The 16,891-nt window shown below is 71.8% G+C and carries 15 protein-coding genes; 9 read left to right on the top strand and 6 right to left on the bottom strand.

Annotation, left to right across the window (positions count from 1 at the left end):
• Positions 1–12 precede the first annotated feature (12 nt).
• Entirely contained in the window at positions 13–1,410 is a 1,398-nt protein-coding gene (locus CGQ25_RS17995) for an MFS transporter (protein WP_208711155.1), read from the top strand.
• Positions 1,411–1,505: 95 nt separating this feature from the next.
• Complete coding sequence (locus CGQ25_RS18000; RefSeq protein ID WP_208711156.1) at positions 1,506–2,492, top strand: aldo/keto reductase; 987 nt, start codon at positions 1,506–1,508, stop codon at positions 2,490–2,492.
• A gap of 12 nt (positions 2,493–2,504) precedes the next feature.
• Here CGQ25_RS18000 and CGQ25_RS18005 read toward each other — a convergent pair whose 3' ends face one another.
• Together CGQ25_RS18005 and CGQ25_RS18010 are read right to left on the bottom strand one after the other, a co-directional pair.
• A complete protein-coding gene (locus CGQ25_RS18005) occupies positions 2,505–3,164 on the bottom strand; it encodes a response regulator transcription factor (RefSeq protein WP_208711157.1) in 660 nt (219 codons plus the stop codon).
• Complete coding sequence (locus CGQ25_RS18010; RefSeq protein WP_369802258.1) at positions 3,161–4,408, bottom strand: sensor histidine kinase; 1,248 nt, start codon at positions 4,406–4,408, stop codon at positions 3,161–3,163. The genes CGQ25_RS18005 and CGQ25_RS18010 overlap by 4 nt, the downstream gene beginning before the upstream one ends.
• 268 nt (positions 4,409–4,676) lie before the next feature.
• Here CGQ25_RS18010 and CGQ25_RS18015 point away from each other — a divergent pair, with 268 nt between their 5' ends.
• Together CGQ25_RS18015 and CGQ25_RS18020 are read left to right on the top strand one after the other, a co-directional pair.
• A complete protein-coding gene (locus CGQ25_RS18015; RefSeq protein ID WP_208711158.1) occupies positions 4,677–5,804 on the top strand; it encodes an ABC transporter permease in 1,128 nt (375 codons plus the stop codon).
• A gap of 42 nt (positions 5,805–5,846) precedes the next feature.
• Positions 5,847–6,578: an ABC transporter ATP-binding protein gene (locus CGQ25_RS18020; RefSeq protein WP_208711159.1), complete on the top strand. Its 732-nt coding sequence runs from the start codon at positions 5,847–5,849 to the stop codon at positions 6,576–6,578.
• Here the strand turns inward: CGQ25_RS18020 and CGQ25_RS18025 are convergent.
• A complete protein-coding gene (locus CGQ25_RS18025) occupies positions 6,565–8,301 on the bottom strand; it encodes a thiamine pyrophosphate-binding protein (protein ID WP_208711160.1) in 1,737 nt (578 codons plus the stop codon). The two genes, CGQ25_RS18020 and CGQ25_RS18025, sit on opposite strands and share 14 nt — an antisense overlap.
• Positions 8,298–9,077 (bottom strand): cyclase family protein, encoded by a 780-nt coding sequence (locus CGQ25_RS18030; RefSeq protein ID WP_208711161.1) that lies wholly within the window; start codon positions 9,075–9,077, stop codon positions 8,298–8,300. The genes CGQ25_RS18025 and CGQ25_RS18030 overlap by 4 nt, the downstream gene beginning before the upstream one ends.
• Before the next feature lie 265 nt (positions 9,078–9,342).
• Between CGQ25_RS18030 and CGQ25_RS18035 the strand changes: the two genes are divergently transcribed.
• The 4 genes from CGQ25_RS18035 to CGQ25_RS18050 all read left to right on the top strand — a co-directional run bounded on the left by CGQ25_RS18035 (position 9,343) and on the right by CGQ25_RS18050 (position 13,420).
• Positions 9,343–10,671, top strand: coding sequence for an MFS transporter (locus CGQ25_RS18035; protein ID WP_208711162.1), 1,329 nt, complete (start codon positions 9,343–9,345; stop codon positions 10,669–10,671).
• 80 nt (positions 10,672–10,751) lie between these two features.
• Complete coding sequence (locus CGQ25_RS18040; protein WP_208711163.1) at positions 10,752–10,907, top strand: hypothetical protein; 156 nt, start codon at positions 10,752–10,754, stop codon at positions 10,905–10,907.
• 141 nt (positions 10,908–11,048) lie between these two features.
• On the top strand, positions 11,049–11,804 hold the full coding sequence (locus CGQ25_RS18045; RefSeq protein WP_208711164.1) for a MerR family transcriptional regulator: 756 nt from the start codon (positions 11,049–11,051) through the stop codon (positions 11,802–11,804).
• Between the two features lie 167 nt (positions 11,805–11,971).
• Entirely contained in the window at positions 11,972–13,420 is a 1,449-nt protein-coding gene (locus CGQ25_RS18050) for an amino acid permease (RefSeq protein WP_208711165.1), read from the top strand.
• A 61-nt stretch (positions 13,421–13,481) separates the two neighbouring features.
• Here CGQ25_RS18050 and CGQ25_RS18055 read toward each other — a convergent pair whose 3' ends face one another.
• Together CGQ25_RS18055 and CGQ25_RS18060 are read right to left on the bottom strand one after the other, a co-directional pair.
• Complete coding sequence (locus tag CGQ25_RS18055) at positions 13,482–14,582, bottom strand: alanine racemase (RefSeq protein WP_208711166.1); 1,101 nt, start codon at positions 14,580–14,582, stop codon at positions 13,482–13,484.
• Positions 14,583–14,700: 118 nt separating this feature from the next.
• Positions 14,701–15,765 carry a LacI family DNA-binding transcriptional regulator gene (locus tag CGQ25_RS18060; protein WP_208711167.1) on the bottom strand — a complete coding sequence of 355 codons (1,065 nt, stop codon included), beginning with the start codon at positions 15,763–15,765 and terminating at the stop codon, positions 14,701–14,703.
• Between the two features lie 119 nt (positions 15,766–15,884).
• Here CGQ25_RS18060 and CGQ25_RS18065 point away from each other — a divergent pair, with 119 nt between their 5' ends.
• A complete protein-coding gene (locus CGQ25_RS18065) occupies positions 15,885–16,829 on the top strand; it encodes a dihydrodipicolinate synthase family protein (RefSeq protein ID WP_208711168.1) in 945 nt (314 codons plus the stop codon).
• The last annotated feature ends 62 nt before the right edge of the window (positions 16,830–16,891 follow it).

The following is a 16,891-nucleotide window of genomic DNA, read 5'->3' on the forward strand; positions in this document are numbered from 1 at the left end:
AGGAGTAGATCCATGACCCAGCTTGCTCCCCCCACGCCGCCCCAGGCGCCCGCCGCCGTGTCGAAGGACCCGGCCACCTGGTCCTACGAGAAGCGCCGCCGCTACGGCTGGCTCGTCACGGTCTCGCTGCTGTTCCTCATGATGCTCAGCTGGGCGGACAAGGCCGTCCTGGGCCTCGCGGCCGTGCCCATCATGAAGGACCTCCAGATCACCCCCGAGATGTTCGGGCTGGTCAGCAGCGCCATGTTCTTCACCTTCGGCGTGGCGCAGCTTGTCGCCGCCCCGCTGGCGAACAAGGTCCAGAGCCGCTGGATCCTGCTGGTCATCTGCATCCTCTGGTCGGTGGCCCAGGCCCCGATCCTCGTCTTCTCCTCGCTGCCCGCGCTCTGGGTCAGCAGGCTCCTCCTCGGCGCCGGCGAGGGCCCGCTCGCGCCGGTCATGATGCACGGCGTCTACAAGTGGTTCCCCGAGAAGAAGGGCGCCACCCCGGCCGCGTTGGCCTCCTCCGGCGTCACCCTCGGCATCGTGGCCTTCGCCCCCGTGCTCGCCTGGGTGATCGGCTCCTACGGCTGGCACGCCGCGTTCGCGCTGCTCGCCGTCGTGGGCCTCGCGTTCGCCGCCTACTGGCTCATCGTCGGCAAGGAGGGCCCGTACACGAGCCGCGCGGCCGAGCTGAAGCTCGATGGCGACCGGGGCGCCCGCGCCGGCGCCGCCACGCCGTCGTCCGCCACCGCCGTGGTGGAGAACCGCGTGCCCTACCTGCGGACCATCCTGTCCCCGAGCTGGATCTTCGCGGTGCTGACCTCGTTCTTCGGCTACTGGACCTTCACCCTCGCGATGTCCTGGGGCCCGGCGTACTTCCAGACCGTCCTGGGGCTCACGGGGCAGCAGGCGGGCAGCCTCATCGCCCTCCCGGCCGCCTGGGGCGCCATCGCGACCGTGGGCCTGAGCGCCCTCACGCAGCGCCTCCACCTCCGCGGCGTCCCCACCCGCAAGTCGCGGGCCTGGGTGCTCGGCAGCGGCGCGGTATTCGGGGGAGCGGCCCTCCTCGCCGCCTCCCTCGTCCCGGACCCGGTCGTGGCGGTCGCACTCATGGTGTTCGGCTTCGGCACCGCGCCGGCGCTGTTCGCCCTCAGCTACCTCGTGGTCGCGGAGCTGACCTCGGTGGCCCAGCGCGGGGCGAACCTCTCCATCGCCAACGCGGTGTTCACCACCGGCGGCGTCTTCGCCCCCGCGGTCTCCGGCTTCCTCATCGGCGGCGCCGCGACGCAGGCCGCCGGGTACTCGGCCTCCTTCGCGCTCGCCGGCGGCCTCCTCCTGGCATGCGGCGTGCTGTCCCTGGTCTTCATCAACCAGCAGCGCGACCGCCGCCGGCTCGGCCTCGACGCGGCGCCGGTGCCCGCCGCCTGATCCGATACCGGCAGGGGCCGCGCGACGACCGGTCGCGTGGCCCCTGCCTGTGCGTCCACCGCCCTGCGTGAGCCAGCGCACTATAGTCGGACACCATGGAAGAGCGTGTGCTGGGACGGACTGGCCGGATCGTTTCGCCGATCGGCCTCGGAACGTGGCAGTTGGGGTCCGACTGGGGCGAGGTCGGCGCAGCGGACGCCGCCCAGGTGCTCGACGCGGCGGCCGAATCCGGCGTGAGGTTCTTCGACACGGCCGATGTCTACGGCGATGGCCGCAGCGAGCAGACCATCGGCGCCTGGCTCGCAGCCCATCCCGACGCAGGCATCACGGTGGCGACCAAGATGGGCCGGCGCGTGCCCCAGGTCCCCGAGAACTACACCCTCGAGAACTTCCGCCAGTGGCTCGACCGTTCCCGCCGCAACCTCGGCCAGGACACCCTCGACCTGGTCCAGCTGCACTGCCCGCCCACCCCGGTCTACTCGGACGACCGGGTCTTCGACGCCCTCGACCAGCTCGTTGAGGAAGGCGTGATGCGCAGCTACGGCGTCAGCGTGGAGAGGACCGAGGAAGCCCTCACCGCGATCGCCCGGCCCGGTGTCGCCACGGTGCAGATCATCTTCAACCCGTTCCGGCTCAAGCCCCAGGAGGAGGTCTTCCCGGCGGCCCGGGAGGCAGGCGTCGGGATCATCGTGCGGGTGCCGCTGGCCTCAGGCCTGCTCAGCGGGAAGTACAGCCGCAGCACCCGGTTCGACGAGCGCGACCACCGCAGCTACAACCGGGACGGCTCGGCCTTCGACGTGGGGGAGACGTTCTCCGGCGTTGACTTCGAACAGGGCCTCGACGCCGTGGCCGAGTTCCAGAAGCTCCTCCCGGAGGGCCTGACGACGGCGCAGGCCGCCCTGGCGTGGATCGTCTCCCAGCCGGGGGTCACCACCGCGATCCCCGGGGCGAGGAACGCCGCCCAGGCGAGGGCTAACGCCGCGGCGGCCGACGCCGCAGGCCGCCTGGGGACGGAGCTCGATGCCGGGGTGCAGCGGATCTACGACGCGTACTTCCGCGAGGCGGTCCACCCGCGCTGGTAGGACCAGGCATGCTCAGCCCTGGGTGCCGGGGCCCCGGATGATGCGGCGCTGGGTGGCGGCGGCAATGGCTGCCGTGCGGTTGTCCACCCCGAGTTTGCCGTAGATGTGCACGAGGTGGGTCTTGACGGTCGCCTCGGAGATGAAGACCCGCTTGGCGATGGCCCGGTTGGACAGGCCGGTGGCGAGCAGCTCGAGCAGCTGGATCTCCCGCGGGGTGAGCGACGGGGCGGGATTGCTGATCCTGTCCATCAGCAGGGCCGCGACCCGCGGCGCCAGCGCCGTCTGGCCGGCGGCGGCGGCCAGCACGGCCTGGTGGATCTGCTCGGGAGGGGCGTCCTTGAGCATGTAGCCGCTCGCGCCTGCCTCCACTGCCGCCAGGATGTCGGCGTCCGTGTCATACGTGGTCAGGATCAGGACGGGCGGGGGACCCTCCAGCTGCCTGATCCGGGAAGTGGCCGTGACGCCGTCCATTCCGGCACCCATCTGCAGGTCCATGAGCACCACGTCGACCCTGTCCCCCAGAATCCTCAGCCGTTCCAGCTCTTTCAGTGCCGCGTCGCCGTCGGCCGCCTCCGCCGCGACGGAGATCCCCTCGAACGCCGTGAGCATCGCCCTCAGCCCGGCCCGGACCACCGGGTGGTCATCGACCAGCAGAACGCGGATCTCCTTCATCGTCCCGTCCTCCCGGCGGCCTCTCGCAAGGGCAGGCGCACCGCGACCACCGTCCCCTCCCCGGGAGCCGACTCCAGGTCGAGGGAACCGTCCAGCTCCTGCACCCGCTGCTGCAGCGACCGGATCCCGTAGCCGGTCCCGTCGGTCCGCGCAGCGGTCTGCGCCGCCAGGGTGCCGGGGTCGAAGCCGACGCCGTCATCGTAGATGTCCAAGGCGACGTCGCTGCCCAGGAAGGCGAGGGTCACGACGGCGTTGCTGGCGCCGGCGTGGTCCGCGACGTTTGCGAGGCTTGCTTCGGCGGCCCGGAGGAGTGTCACCCGATAGGGCTGGGGCAGGTCCACGGGTTCCCCGTCGAGTTCGACCCTGCACCGCAGCCGCACGCCGCGAGCAGCGGCAGTGGTCTCGGTGCGCTCGCACAGCCGGTGCAGGCTCTCCAGGAGGGAAGCCCCCTGCAGCTGCGGGGAGGAGAGCCCGCGGACGAAGCTGCGGGCTTCCGAGAGGTTCTCCGACGCGGTCTGCCGCACGAGGGCGAGGCGCGCGGCGGCGGTGGCAGCGTCGCCGTCGGCGAGCGACTTCTCCGCCGCGCGGGCCATCAGGACGATGCTCGAGAGGCCTTGGGCGAGCGTGTCGTGGATTTCCCGGGCCAGCCGCTCGCGCTCGGCGAGGACCCCGGCGTCGTGCTGCGATGCGGCCAGCTCTGTGCGGGTCCGTCTCAGTTCATCGACTGCCCGGCGCTGGCGCTCCGCTTCCCGGTAGAGCGCCCGGTAGGCGAGCCCCGTCACGATGGAGAACCCTGCACCGAAGAGCGGGCCGATGACCATCGCCGGCTGGGGGGCGGCCAGCCCGCTGGAGGCCCACTGTGCGGCGATGACTGCGGCGGTCATCAGCGCGATGGTCAGCAGCGCCACCCGCCGCGGCAGCACGTGCAGGTGGAGGAAGAAGAGGGGGAACGCGAGCCAGGAGAACTCGGCGCTCGCCGACAGCAGGACGAGCCAGAGCGCGGTGACGATCCCCAGCCAGAGGACGCCGTAGCGGCGAGGGTCCATGCCGGTTCCGGCCGCGGCAAAGCGCTTCTCCTGCAGCGTGCCGGTGAGGTAGACGCCGGCCAGGACACACGCGGCCGCGGTCCAGACGTAGCCCAGCACGCCGGCCTGCCCCATGCTCAGCAGCCTCACGACCGCCACGCTCAGCAGGGCGGCGAAGCCGACGTGCAGCGTGACCCTCAGGACGCGCAGGATCACCACAGTCGGGGCCGTGCCGGGATCGCCGGGAGAGTCTCCGTCCAGCCCTGGAGGACGAGCGCTGTCCGGTGCGGGGGGCGGGTCTGCGGCAGGCACTGTACCAGCGTATGCGGGTCCCGATCAGGTGGGGTCAACCGAATGGTTGACCCGGAGATCAGCCGTTCCTCCTGCGGGGTCAATCGCCTGCACGATGATGTGCGCCCCCGGCCCGCGGGAGAGTGGATCAAGGAGCCTTTCGGCTGCCAGACACCCCACTGAAAGAAGACTGAACGTGTTCCTCGCTGTCCGCGACATTCGCTATGCCAAGGGCCGATTCGCCCTGATGGGCGGAGTCGTCGCCCCGATCACCCTGCTCCTCGTCATGCTCTCCGGGCTCACGGCCGGCCTGGGGGACCAGTCGACCTCAGCCATCGCCAGACTCGGCGCCGTCAGCCCCGCGGGGGTCCCGCCGATGGCCGTTGACACCATCGTCTTCGGAGCCCCGGGCACGAGCGAGCCCAAGGCCTCGTTCACGGAGAGCGAGATCAGCGCCGACCAGGTCGAGACCTGGAAGAACGCCCCGGGCGTGCAGGCCGCGGAGCCCCTCGGCATCAGCCAGAGCCGCCTCCAGGCCGTCACCGGGGGCAGCGGCGCCGGCACCGCCAACGTCGCCGTCTTCGGCGTCGCATCCGGCGGGGGGCTCGCCCCGTCCGACGTCGGTGCCGACACGGTCGTCATCGGCAGGGCCGTCGCCACCGCCCTGTCCCTGGGAGTCGGCGACACCGCCAGGGTCGGCGGCATCGACCTGACCGTCAGCGCCGTCGTCGACGACCAGTGGTACTCCCACACCAGCGTCGCCTGGACTGCCCTCCCGACCTGGTCCAGGCTCGCCCATGTCAGCAGCCCTGGACAGCTCGCCACGGTTGCCGCGGTCACCTACCAGAACGGTGCCGCCGTTGACGAGGCCGCCGCCAACGCCGCCGCGCACACAGTCAGCGCCTCCCGCACGGGTTCCTTCCAGGCGTTGGGCTCCTACAAGAGCGAGAACGGCTCCCTGATCCTGATGCAGGGCTTCCTCTACGGCATCTCTGCGCTGGTCATCGTGGCCTTCCTGACAGTCTGGACTGTCCAGCGCACGCGTGACATCGCCGTGCTCAAGGCGATGGGGGCCTCGGCAGGCTACCTCCTCCGCGATGCCCTCGCCCAAGCAGCCATCGTCCTGCTCGCCGGGGCTGGACTCGGGGGCGTGGTGGGCGTCCTCGGCGGCCTGGTGGCAGCGACAGCCGCACCCTTCCTCATCACCCCGGCCACGACACTGCTGCCCGTCGTCGGGATCATCGCCCTCGGCCTGGCCGGCGCGGCCCTTGCCGTCCGCCGCGTCACCAAGGTCGACCCCCTCATCGCGCTCGGCGGCAACTGACCCACGCCGCAGTCCGGCCCTGAACCTCAAGGAAGCATCGTCATGTCCTCCACTCCCGCTCCCCTGGCCCTCGTCAACGTCACCCTCGAGTACCCGGACGGCGACGGAACCGTCAGAGCCCTCGACGCCGTCGATCTCAGCGTCCGCGGCGGCCAGCTGGTCTCCCTCGTGGGCCCGTCAGGTTCCGGCAAGTCCAGCCTGCTCGCCGTCGCAGCCACCCTCGTCCGCCCCACCCACGGCCTGGTGCTCATCGACGGCACCGATGCGACAGGCCTCGGGGACAAGGACCTCGCGGTGCTACGCCGCGAAAAGGTCGGCCTCATCTTCCAGCAGCCGAACCTGCTCGCGTCGCTGTCCGCGGCCGAACAGCTCGTGATCGGCGACCATCTGCGCGGGCGGTCCGCCAAGGCCGCGTGGGCGAAGGCCGCAGAAATGCTCGACGTCGTGGGGCTCGCCCCGAGCGCCGACAAGCGCCCGCACCAGCTCTCCGGCGGCCAACGTCAGCGGGTCAACATCGCCCGAGCGCTCATGGGCGAACCCAAGGTCCTGCTCGTGGACGAGCCCACCGCGGCCCTGGACCACGAACGCAGCGAGTCCATTGTCCGGCTCCTGCGCCGCGTCACCGACGAGTTCAGGGTCGCCACCGTCATGGTCACGCACGACACCGAATTCGTTCCGTTGACGAACGCGGTCGCGACCATGCGCGACGGGAGGCTCGCCGCCCCCGTCCCCGCCGCGGGGACAGAGGCCTTGTCCCCGCTCAGTGCCCCTTGAACGCCTCCTGCAGCCACCAGGCGCCCCCGTCGGAGGCGACCTTCGCGTCGAGCACCAGCGGCCGGACTGGTAGCCCGTTCGGCCCGGAGGCCAGCCAGCGCCCGACGGCGTCGAGGTCGTCCAGCGTCCGGACCGTCGCGGCCTCGCAGCCGATCCCGCGGGCGATGGCGGCGATGTCGGTCTCGGGGAAGGTCACCGTGGAGACGTCGACGTCGGCGTCGTCGGCGGCGAAGTGATGGACCTCGGCCCCGTACGCGGCGTCGTTGTAGACGACGCACACGAGCGGCAGCTTGAGCCGCACCGCGGTCTCGAGCTCGGACAGGCCCATGAGGAAGCCGCCGTCGCCCGAGCCGAGCACCGGCAGGCGGCCAGGCTGGGCGAGCGCGGCGCCGATGGCCGTCGCGAGCCCCAGCCCGATCGACTGGAAGGCCTGGGTGAAGCAGAAGCCGAACTCGTCGGGGACGTCGAGGTACTGGCTCGGGTAGCCCATGAAGTTTCCCGAGTCGACGGCGACGATCCGCTCCGCGGGCAGGAGCGCGTCGAGGCGGCGGGTGACCTCGCGCGGGTCGATCCGCTCCAGCCCGTCCGCGCCGGGCCCCGAGAGGTCCTCCGTCACCACGTCCTGCCAGCGGGAACCGGCCGCGATGCGCTCGCGCACCTCCTCGGTGCGGTACGCCGTCCGCGGCGCGGCGCCGGAGAGCGCCTCGAGCACGGCGGCCGCGGTGGCCCCCGAGTCTCCGACCACCCGGAGCGTCACGGGGCGGTGCGCGCCCAGCGCCGCGTGGTCCAGGTCCACCTGCACGACGGCGGTGTCCGCCCCGATGAGGTTCCCGTGCCGCATGGTCCACATGTTCAGGGCGCACCCGAACGCGACGATCACGTCCGCGCCTGAGATGAGCTCCGCCGTCGTGGGGGAGGAGAAACCGCCTGAGATGCCGAGGCTGAACGGCTCGCCGGCGAAGAGGCCCTTCGCCACCGCGGAGGTGGCCACGAGGGCGCCCGCGTGCTCGGCAAGTGCCAGGATCTCCTTGCGGGCCCCGCGGCCCCCGCGCCCGGCGACGAACACCGGCCGCTCGGCCGTTGCAAGCAGTTCGGCGATCGCGCGGACCGATTCCTCGGCGGGGCGCACCGGCGCGGGGGGCGCGACCCGCAGCGGCGAGGCGACGGACGACGGCGCGTGGCCGGCGTCGTGCGCGGTGCTCTGCAGTTCCTGCACTTGTACGTCCAGGGGCAGGTTCAGCACGACCGTGCGCCGGCCCTCGAGCGCGGTCCGGAAGGCGCGCACGGTGTCGGCGACGGCGGACGCGGCCGAGTGGACGCGCTCGGCCACCGCCCCCACCGACCGGGCGAGCGCCGCCTGGTCCATCGCGAAGTTGGAGTGCACGGCGGCGCCTGCCGTCTCCGCGGCGAGGACGATGAGCGGGGTGCGGGACTTGGCGGCCTCGCCGATGCCGGTCGTCGCATTCGTCAGCCCACAGCCCTGGTGGACGGAGACGAGGCCGACCTTGCCGGACATGCGGGCGTAGGCGTCGGCCATGGTCGCTGCGCCCCCTTCGTGCCGGGCGGCTGTGAACGGCACGCCGTTCGCGACGAGCGCGTTCGTCACCGCGAAGTTCCCCGAGCCGACCACCCCGAAGCAGTGCCCCGCCCCGAGCTCGGCGAGCGTCCGGGCGACGACGCCGGCGACAGTCTCGGCCCCCGCCGGGGCCGAAGCGGCGCTCACGCGGCATCCTCCTGCACGAACGCGAGGACACGGGCCGGGGAGCCGGTCCCGCCCACGATCGGCAGCGGCGCCACGATCAGGAGCGCGCCCGTGATGGGCAGCTGGCCCAGGTTCTGCAGAGAGGTGATGCCGTACTTGTCGTGCCCGAGGAGGAAGTGGTGCATCGGGAACGGCGGCTCCATCCCCCCGGCCGAGCCGGCGTCGATCCCCACGGTCTCCACGCCCACGCCCGAGAGGGGGGTCGACTCGGCGAGCCACTGCGCGCAGCGCGCGGTGAAGCCGGGGGAGTGCGGCCCGTTCTCGTCCGCGTTGAGGAAGCGCTCGCGGTCCTGCGCGTACGCCTCCCAGCCGGTGCGGACCAGGAGCCACGCGTTCTCGGGCAGCGGCCCGTGCTCGTCCTGCCAGGCCTCGATGTGCTCGATGTCGACGAGGAAGTCGGGGTCCTCGGCCACCTGCGCGGTCACGTCCAGGACGCAAGCCGGCCCGACGAGGCGGCCGGGCTCGATCGAGGCGACGTCCTTGCCGTCCCTGCCCGTGGCCCAGTGGACGGGGGCGTCGAGGTGGGTGCCGATGTGCTCGCCGGTGGAGATGTTGTGGTGCTTCCAGAACGGTCCCGGCTCGTTGTAGGCCGAGACCTCCTCGAGGCTGAAGTCCACGAGGTTCGCGAACGGCTCGGGGAGCCGCAGCGTCGGCGTCTGGGAGGAGAGCCGGTTCGTGAGGTCGACGACGCGCGTGGTGCCGGCGGCGAGGGACTCGATGAGGGTGGGCAGGGGCATGGGGACTCCTTCGTCCGGGCGCACACAAGTGGTGCATAACCTGATTCCGTGACTTCCGTCACGAAAAGTCCATAGTCCGCTACGGTACATCGCGTTCCGAGGGCTGCCTAGAGTCTCCCAGAATCCGGGCCGCCGTCGGCTACGCTGCGGAGACCAGTCCCGCAGGCGGCTGATTATCGCCCTTCCTTGACGGTCGTCATCCGCACGTCTTATGGTCGTCCGGTGACGCACGTCACAACCGCGCAACTCAACGAGGAGTCCGCCCATGGCCGCTGCGCCGTCGTCCACCGTCACCGGAAGCCGGGCTGGAGCCTGGCCGGTGCCGAAGAGCACCACCTCGAAAGTCCTCTTCTGCTGCTGGCTCGCGATCCTCGCCGAAGGCTACGACGTCGGCGTCCTCGGCGCGGTCCTGCCGGCCCTGGCCGACTACAAGCCGTGGAACCTGAGCCCGCTGGCGCTCGGCGGCCTCGGCTCGTACGCCCTCGTGGGCATGCTGATCGGGGCGATGTTCATCGGCACCCTCTCGGACCTGTTCGGGCGCCGCCGGATGCTCGCGGTCTCCATGCTCATCTTCACCACGACCCAGCTCGGCGCAGCCTTCGCGCCGACGCCCGAGCTGTTCGGCCTGTTCCGCCTCCTGGGCGGCCTCGGCATGGGCGGCATCATCCCGGTCGCCGCGGCCCTCACCATCGAGTACTCGGCGCCCACCAAGCGCTCCTACAACTACGGGCTCATGTACTCGGGCTACTCGCTCGGCATCGTCGTCTCGGCGCTCTGCGCGCTCGCGTTCCTGCCCACCCTCGGCTGGCGGTGGGTGATCGGACTCGGCGCCGCACCGCTCGTGATCCTGCCGCTCATCCTCGCCTTCGTGCCCGAATCGCTCGAGTTCCTCATGGCCAAGGGCCGCCGCGACCGAGCCGAGACGCTCGCCCGGAAGCTCGGCATCTCCCCGTTCGTCGCCGAGGACTGGACGCCCCGGGCCGATCCGGGCAAGGAGGCCGGCGCCTCGTGGAAGAGCGTCCTGGGCACGATGTTCTCCCGCCGCTACGGCGTGGCGACCGTCTGCTTCTGGATCTCGCTCTTCTGCGGCCTCCTCCTCGTGTACGGGCTCAACACGTGGCTCCCGGCCATCATGAAGAAGGCCGGCTACGACCTCGGCTCGTCGCTGACGTTCCTGCTCGTCTTCTCGCTCGCCTCGGCGATCGGCGGAGTCCTCATCGGCGGGGTCGCGGACAAGTACGGCAAGAAGCTCATCCTCGTGGTCTTCTACGCCCTCGGCTCGGCGGGCATCCTGGCGCTCATGTTCCCGGGCAGCCAGTTCGTGAACTACGTGTTCGTCGCGGTGGCCGGCGTCGGGTCGATCTCGACCTCGCTCGTCCTGACCGGGTGGGTTGCCGACTACTACCCCGCGCACGCCCGCGGGACCGCCACCGGCTGGGCGCTCTCCTTCGCCCGCATCGGGGCCATCGCGGGCCCGATGATCGGGGGCGTCATCGCCGCCGTCCAGCTCCCGTTCCAGTGGAACTTCGTCATCTTCGCCGGCATCGGGCTCCTCGCCGCCGTCGCGGTGGCGCTCATCCCGAAGAAGTCCTGACCGGCGGTTCCCCTGTTCTCCCCGCCCGCTTTCGGCCATATTGGGTCGTGCAGGCTGAACTCGGATGAGAGGGGCAGACCATGGGCACGAATCCCGACGAGCGCGAGCCGATCCCGGAGGAGCCGACGGGCGAGAGCATCCCCGACAGCGATGAAGGGGTGGGTCTGGGCGCCGGCGAGGAGGCCACGACCTTCGAGCCGGAGGAGGACCCGGAGGCCACCACCGGCGACGAGTAGCCCCCTCCGGGCGGCCAGGACAACCAGGAGGCCGACGACGGCGGGTGCGAACCCGCCGCCGTCGGCCTCTTCCTGTCCCTGATCCCCCTTGACCTTGACGCAGCGTCAACTCCTACCGTGGGAGAACGGAAGGAGGAACGCATGGACTGGAGCATCCAGGAGGTCGCCCGCCTCGCCGGGACCACGAGCCGGACCCTGCGCCACTACGGCAGCATCGGCCTGCTCGAGCCGACCCGCACCGGCGCCAACGGCTACCGCTACTACGACCGGGACGCGCTCGTGCGCCTCCAGCGCATCCTCCTCCTGCGCCAGCTCGGCCTCGGGCTGGACGACATCGCGTCGGCGCTCGCGCACGACGGCGACCCGGCCCGCGCCCTGCGCCGCCACCTCGCGTGGCTGGGCGCCGAGCAGGAGAGGCTCGCCCGGCAGGCGCGCGCGGTGGAGCAGACCATCGAGGCATTGGAGACAGGAGGGCCGGTCATGGCCAAGGACATGTTCGACGGATTCGACCACACTCAGTACAAGGACGAGGTCGAGCAGCGCTGGGGTGCGGCGGCGTACGCCGACTCCGACGCGTGGTGGCGCGGCCTCGGCCCCGAGGGGCAGGCCGAATGGAAGGAGCGCTCGCGCCGGCTCGGGGAGGACTGGCTCGCCGCCGCCCGGAGCGGCGAGGCCCCCGACGGCGAGGCCGCCCAGGCGCTCGCCGCCCGCCATGTGCAGTGGCTCGGCGGCATCCCCGGCACGCCGGGCTACCCCCACGGCCCGGCGAAGGAGTACGTGCTCGGCCTCGCCGACATGTACGTCGCCGACCCGCGGTTCGCCAGGAACTACGGCGGCGCCGAGGGCGCGGAGTTCGTCCGCGACGCGCTCCACGCGTTCGCCGAACGGGAAATGTAGGCGCGGCCGAGGTCCGCGGCGTGCGGTGAGTGCACGACGGCGGGGTGCGCACCCCGCCGTCGTGCGCGCATCTGCCCCGGGATGCGCCGCGGACGCCTAGGCGTATCCCCGGCCCGCGCGCATACTGGCAGGACTTCCGGAGGCGACCTACTCGAGCAAGGGGTGTCATGTCTCGGCCGAACCAGTCAATCCTGCGCCGCAAGCCCATCGGGGAGATCGAGGAGGAGCCGGGGATCGGGCACCTGTCACGGACCCTCGGCCTCTGGCAGCTGACGGCGATCGGCGTGGGCGGAATCATCGGCGCCGGAATCTTCTCGCTCGCCGGCGCCGTGGCCAACAAGACCGCCGGACCCGCCGTGCTGATCTCGTTCCTCATCGCCGGGGTCGCAAGCGCGGCGGCAGCCCTGTCTTACGCGGAGTTCGCGGGCATGATCCCCAAGGCCGGCTCGGCCTACACCTACGGGTACGCGTCGCTGGGCGAAGTCGTGGGATGGTTCATCGGCTGGGACCTGCTGCTCGAGTACACCGCGATCGTGGCGGTGGTCGCGATCGGCATCTCGGGGTACTTCGGCTTCCTCGTGGGGCAGTTCGGCGTCGACCTGCCCGCGTGGATGCTCGGCGCGCCGGGGACGGGGCCGGGGCACGTGGTCGACGTCTTCGCGATTGTGCTGTGCCTGCTCACGGCGTGGATCCTCACGCGGGGCATCCAGAGCACCGGCCGCTTCGAGCTGGTGATCGTCGGGCTCAAGGTGCTGCTCGTCGTTGTGATCGTGGTGCTCGGGGTCCTCCACATCAACACGGCCAACTACCAGCCCTACTTCCCGTTCGGCTTCGGCGGGGTGATGACCGGCGCGGCCACTGTGTTCTTCGCCGTCTTCGGCTACGACGCCATGAGCACCGCCGCGGAGGAGTCGAAGGACGCCAGGAGGCACATGCCCAAGGCGATCATCTACTCCCTCGTGATCGCGATGGTCCTCTACGTGCTGGCGACCCTCGTGCTCACCGGGATGCAGAACTACAAGGACATCGACCCCAAGTCCGGCTTCGCCACGGCGTTCGAGTCGGTGGGCCTCGCGGGCGTAGCCGACGTGATCGCGATCGGGGCGATCATCTCCATCCTGACCGTCATGATCACCTTCATGCTCGGGGTGACCCGGGTGTGGTTCTCCATGAGCCGCGACGGGCTGCTGCCCAAGTGGTTCGCCAAGACCGACCCCAAGCGCCACGTCCCGACCCGCGTCACGTGGATCGTGGGCGTCGGCTCCGCACTCCTCGCCGGTGTCCTGCCGATCACCACCGTGGCGGAGCTGACCAACATCGGCATCCTCTCCGCGTTCGTGGTGGTGTGCCTGGCGGTCATCGTGCTGCGCTACCGCAGCCCCGAGATCCCGCGCTCGTTCAAGACCCCCTTGATGCCCGTGGTCCCCGCGGTCGGGGTCCTGTTCTCCCTCTGGCTCATCATCTCCCTGCCCTGGGAGACATGGGTCCGCTTCGCCGTCTGGCTCGTGGTCGGACTGGCCATCTACTTCGGCTACTCGCGGCGGCACTCGCTCCTCAACCCGGAGAGCCCCCGGCACGCCAGCGAGCAGCGCGCCGCTCCGTCCTCCGAGCGCTGAGCGCGCTGCCGGGCGCACGACGGCGGGCGCGCACCCGCCGTCGTCCGCGGGCCGTCCAGCTTCAGCTGTTGCGTCCGCGCGCCGCGACGCGCCACCGGTCCACGACCTCGCCTCGGCTGACCACGGCCACCTCGTCGACGAGGTTCACGGCGACGCACACGTGGTTGGGGATGACTCGGACGCGCTCGCCGAGGGCCGGGAGGTCTGCGCCATCGGGGAACACCACCGTCGCGTGGTGCTCCGACAGGGCCGTGATGCGGGCGTCGGGGAAGTCCATGAGCCGCCCGAAGCCGGTGGACCACGCGGGCCGGTCGCCCCCGACCACCTTGGTCCCGGCGTCCAGGACGATGCGGCGCGGGATGGCGCCGTCGCCCTCGTGCCGGCTCGTGACGGTGGCGGCGATCGTGAGCGCGATGTCTTCGGGACCGCAGCGGCCGAGCTCGAGCTGCTGGGCGTCGCCGAACACGTACACGCCGGGGCGGACCTCGGTGGTGGCTCCGGGCTCGGTGAGCAGCGCGCTCGGCGTCGAACCGCCGCTCACCCGCGTGGCCTCGAACCCGGCGTCCGCGAGCAGCGCGGCGGCCTCGGCGAGCGCCTGCCGCTCCTGGTGCGCCGCCGCCGTCGGCATGCCGGGGGCGTAGGAGTGGCCGGGGAACGTGAAGACGCCGGCGACACGCAGCCCCGCGTCCGCCGCGGCCCGGGCCACCGCGACGGCCTGCACCGGGGCGACGCCGCTGCGGTGGTGGCCGCTGTCCACCTCGACGAGCACGTCAAGCGTCCCTGCCGCGTCCCCGAGCGCCGCGCCCATGGCCCGGGCGGCCTCGGCGGAGTCCGTGCCGACGGCGATCCTGGCCCGCTCGGCGAGGCGCCGCAGCCGCTCGGCCTGCCGCGGGCCCACCCACAGCGGGTACGCGATGAACAGGTCCTCGACGCCGTGCTCCACGAAGACCTCTGCCTCCCCGATCGTCGCGACGGTCAGCCCGACGGCGCCGGCCGCGAGCTGGAGCGCCGCGATCTCGGGGATCTTGTGGGTCTTCGCGTGCGGGCGCAGCGCCAGGCCCTTCGCGGCAACCGCCTCCGCCATCCGGGAGATGTTCCGCTGCAGGACATCCCTGTCGACCATGATCTGGGGGGTGTCGATGTCGTGCGGGACCGTGGTCATGCTCTGCGCTCTCCTTGCCGGGTCGGGGTGGTCGCCCCAGCTTAGGCGAGGCGGCGATGGGGGGCCTCGGTCGCCGGCCCTGCCCGGGTGCCCACCCGCCGTCGTGCGCCTCGCGGCCCTATCCCTCCGAGACCGCAGCCGGCTCGCGGACGGGCGGCCGCGCCGTGGACGCGCGCGGGATGAGCGTCGGCGCCACGACGCGGGCCGCCCCCGACCCGGTCCCCGTGCGTCCGGCGACCTGGTCGAGGAGGGAGTCCACCGCGGCGGCGGCGATCTCGCGGAACGGCACGCGCACGCTCGTGAGCGGCACGGCGAGCCGGCCCACGAGCGGGATGTCGTTGTAGCCCACCACAGAGAGGTCCGTGGGGATCCGCAGGCCGGCCCGCTGGACCATGGAGGTGAAGCCGATCGCGGTGTTGTCGTTCACCGCGAAGACGGCAGTGGGCCTGCGGGCGGCGCCCAGGAAGGCCTCGGCTGCCGCCTCGCCGCTCTCCATGGAGAACGTCGAGGAGTAGACGAACTCGGGCATCTCCGGAATCCCGGCCTCGGCGAGGGCGCGCCGGTATCCCTCGCGCCTGGCCAGAGCGGTCGGCGCCTCGTCGGGGCCGGTCAGGATGCCGATCTCGCGGTGGCCGAGGTCCACGAGGTGGCGGGTGGCGAGGTATCCGCCCAGGGCGTCGTCGCCGGTCACGCTCGGGCTGGACCCGTAGGCGCGCAGGGCGAGCACATGCGGCACGCCCCGCTCGAGGAGCTCGGTGCACAGGCCGCCTTCCGTGGTGGCCGTGGTCAGGATCAGCCCGTCCACGCGCGAGGCGAGCATCGTGTGGCCGTTGTCGCGCTCGAGGCCGGGGTCGCCGTAGGTTGTCGCGACGAGCGCGTGGTAGCCGCGCGCGGCGCAGGCGGAGGCGATCTCCTCGTAGAGGGTGGCCATCACCGTGTCCGTGAGCCGCGAGACCAGGACGCCGATCGTGTTGGTCTGCCGGCGCCGCAGGTTCGCCGCGGAAGGGTTGGGCTCGTAGCCCAGCGACTCGGCCACCGCGCGGATGCGGGCGGCGGACTCGCTCCGGTAGAACGTGTGCTCGCGGTTCATCGCCCGGGACACGGTCGAGCGCGCCACTCCCGCCGCCGCCGCAACGTCGGCGATGGTGGGCCGCGACCCCGCCCTGGCCTCCCTGCCCTCCATCGTCTTCCTCCTCGGAACGGAACCCTTGACGTGCTGACGTGACCCAGCTTACCGTTGAAGCAATCGATAACGGAATCGATTCCCTTACTCGAAAAGTCCCCACTCGAAGAGGAGCAACCATGAGCAGCATCGACCTCCGCGGCCTCGTCCCCGCCCCGGTCACCCCGTTCACCCGCGACGGCGACGTGGACGTCGCCGCGATCCACCGCCTCGGCGGGTGGCTCGGCAGCGTCGAGGGTGTCAAGGGCCTCGTGGTCCTCGGCCACGCCGGCGAGGGCACCTTCCTGACCCAGGCCGAGCAGGCGCTCGTCATCTCCGCCTTCCGCGACGCCGTGGACGGCCGGCTGCCGATCATCGCCGGCATCACCGGCGAGGGCAACAAGGTCGCCGCCGAGGAGGCGCAGCGCGCGGTCGACGCCGGTGCTTCCGCCGGCCTCGTCTACCCCTCCCACGGCTGGCTCCGGTTCGGCTACCAGGAGGGCGCGCCGCAGACGCGCTACCGCGAGATCTACGAGACGAGCGGCCTGCCGCTGATCCTGTTCCAGTACCCGGACGCCACCAAGGCCACCTACAACCTCGACACCCAGCTCGAGATCGCCGCCCAGGAGGGCGTGTTCGCGACCAAGAACGGCGTGCGCAACATGCGCCGCTGGGACACCGAGATCCCCGTGCTGCGTGCGGCGTTCTCCGAGCTGCAGGTCCTCACCTGCCACGACGAGTACCTGCTGCACACCATGTTCGACGTCGACGGCGCCCTCGTCGGCTACGGCGGCCTCGCCCCGGAGCCGCTCGTGGAGCTCATCGCCGCCGGCAAGGCCAAGGACTACGCCAAGGCCCGCGAGATCCACGACCGCCTCCTGCCCGTGACCAAGAACGTCTACCACCGCGGCTCGCACATGGAGGGCACGGTCGCGCTCAAGGAGGGCCTCGTGGCCCGCGGCATCCTCGAGCACGCCACCGTCCGGCCGCCGCTCCTGCCGCTCGCCCCCGGCGCCCACGAGGAGATCGCCCTGGCCCTCGCCTCGGCGAACCTCGGCCGGGCCACGGTCCCGGCCCGCGCCTGACCCCAGCGCCACAGCGCGCACGACGGCGGGTGCCCGCCCGCCGTCGTGCGCCGCCCCCGCCC

The sequence above is a fragment of the Sinomonas sp. R1AF57 genome, assembly GCF_002224485.1.
Classification (GTDB): domain Bacteria; phylum Actinomycetota; class Actinomycetes; order Actinomycetales; family Micrococcaceae; genus Sinomonas; species Sinomonas flava.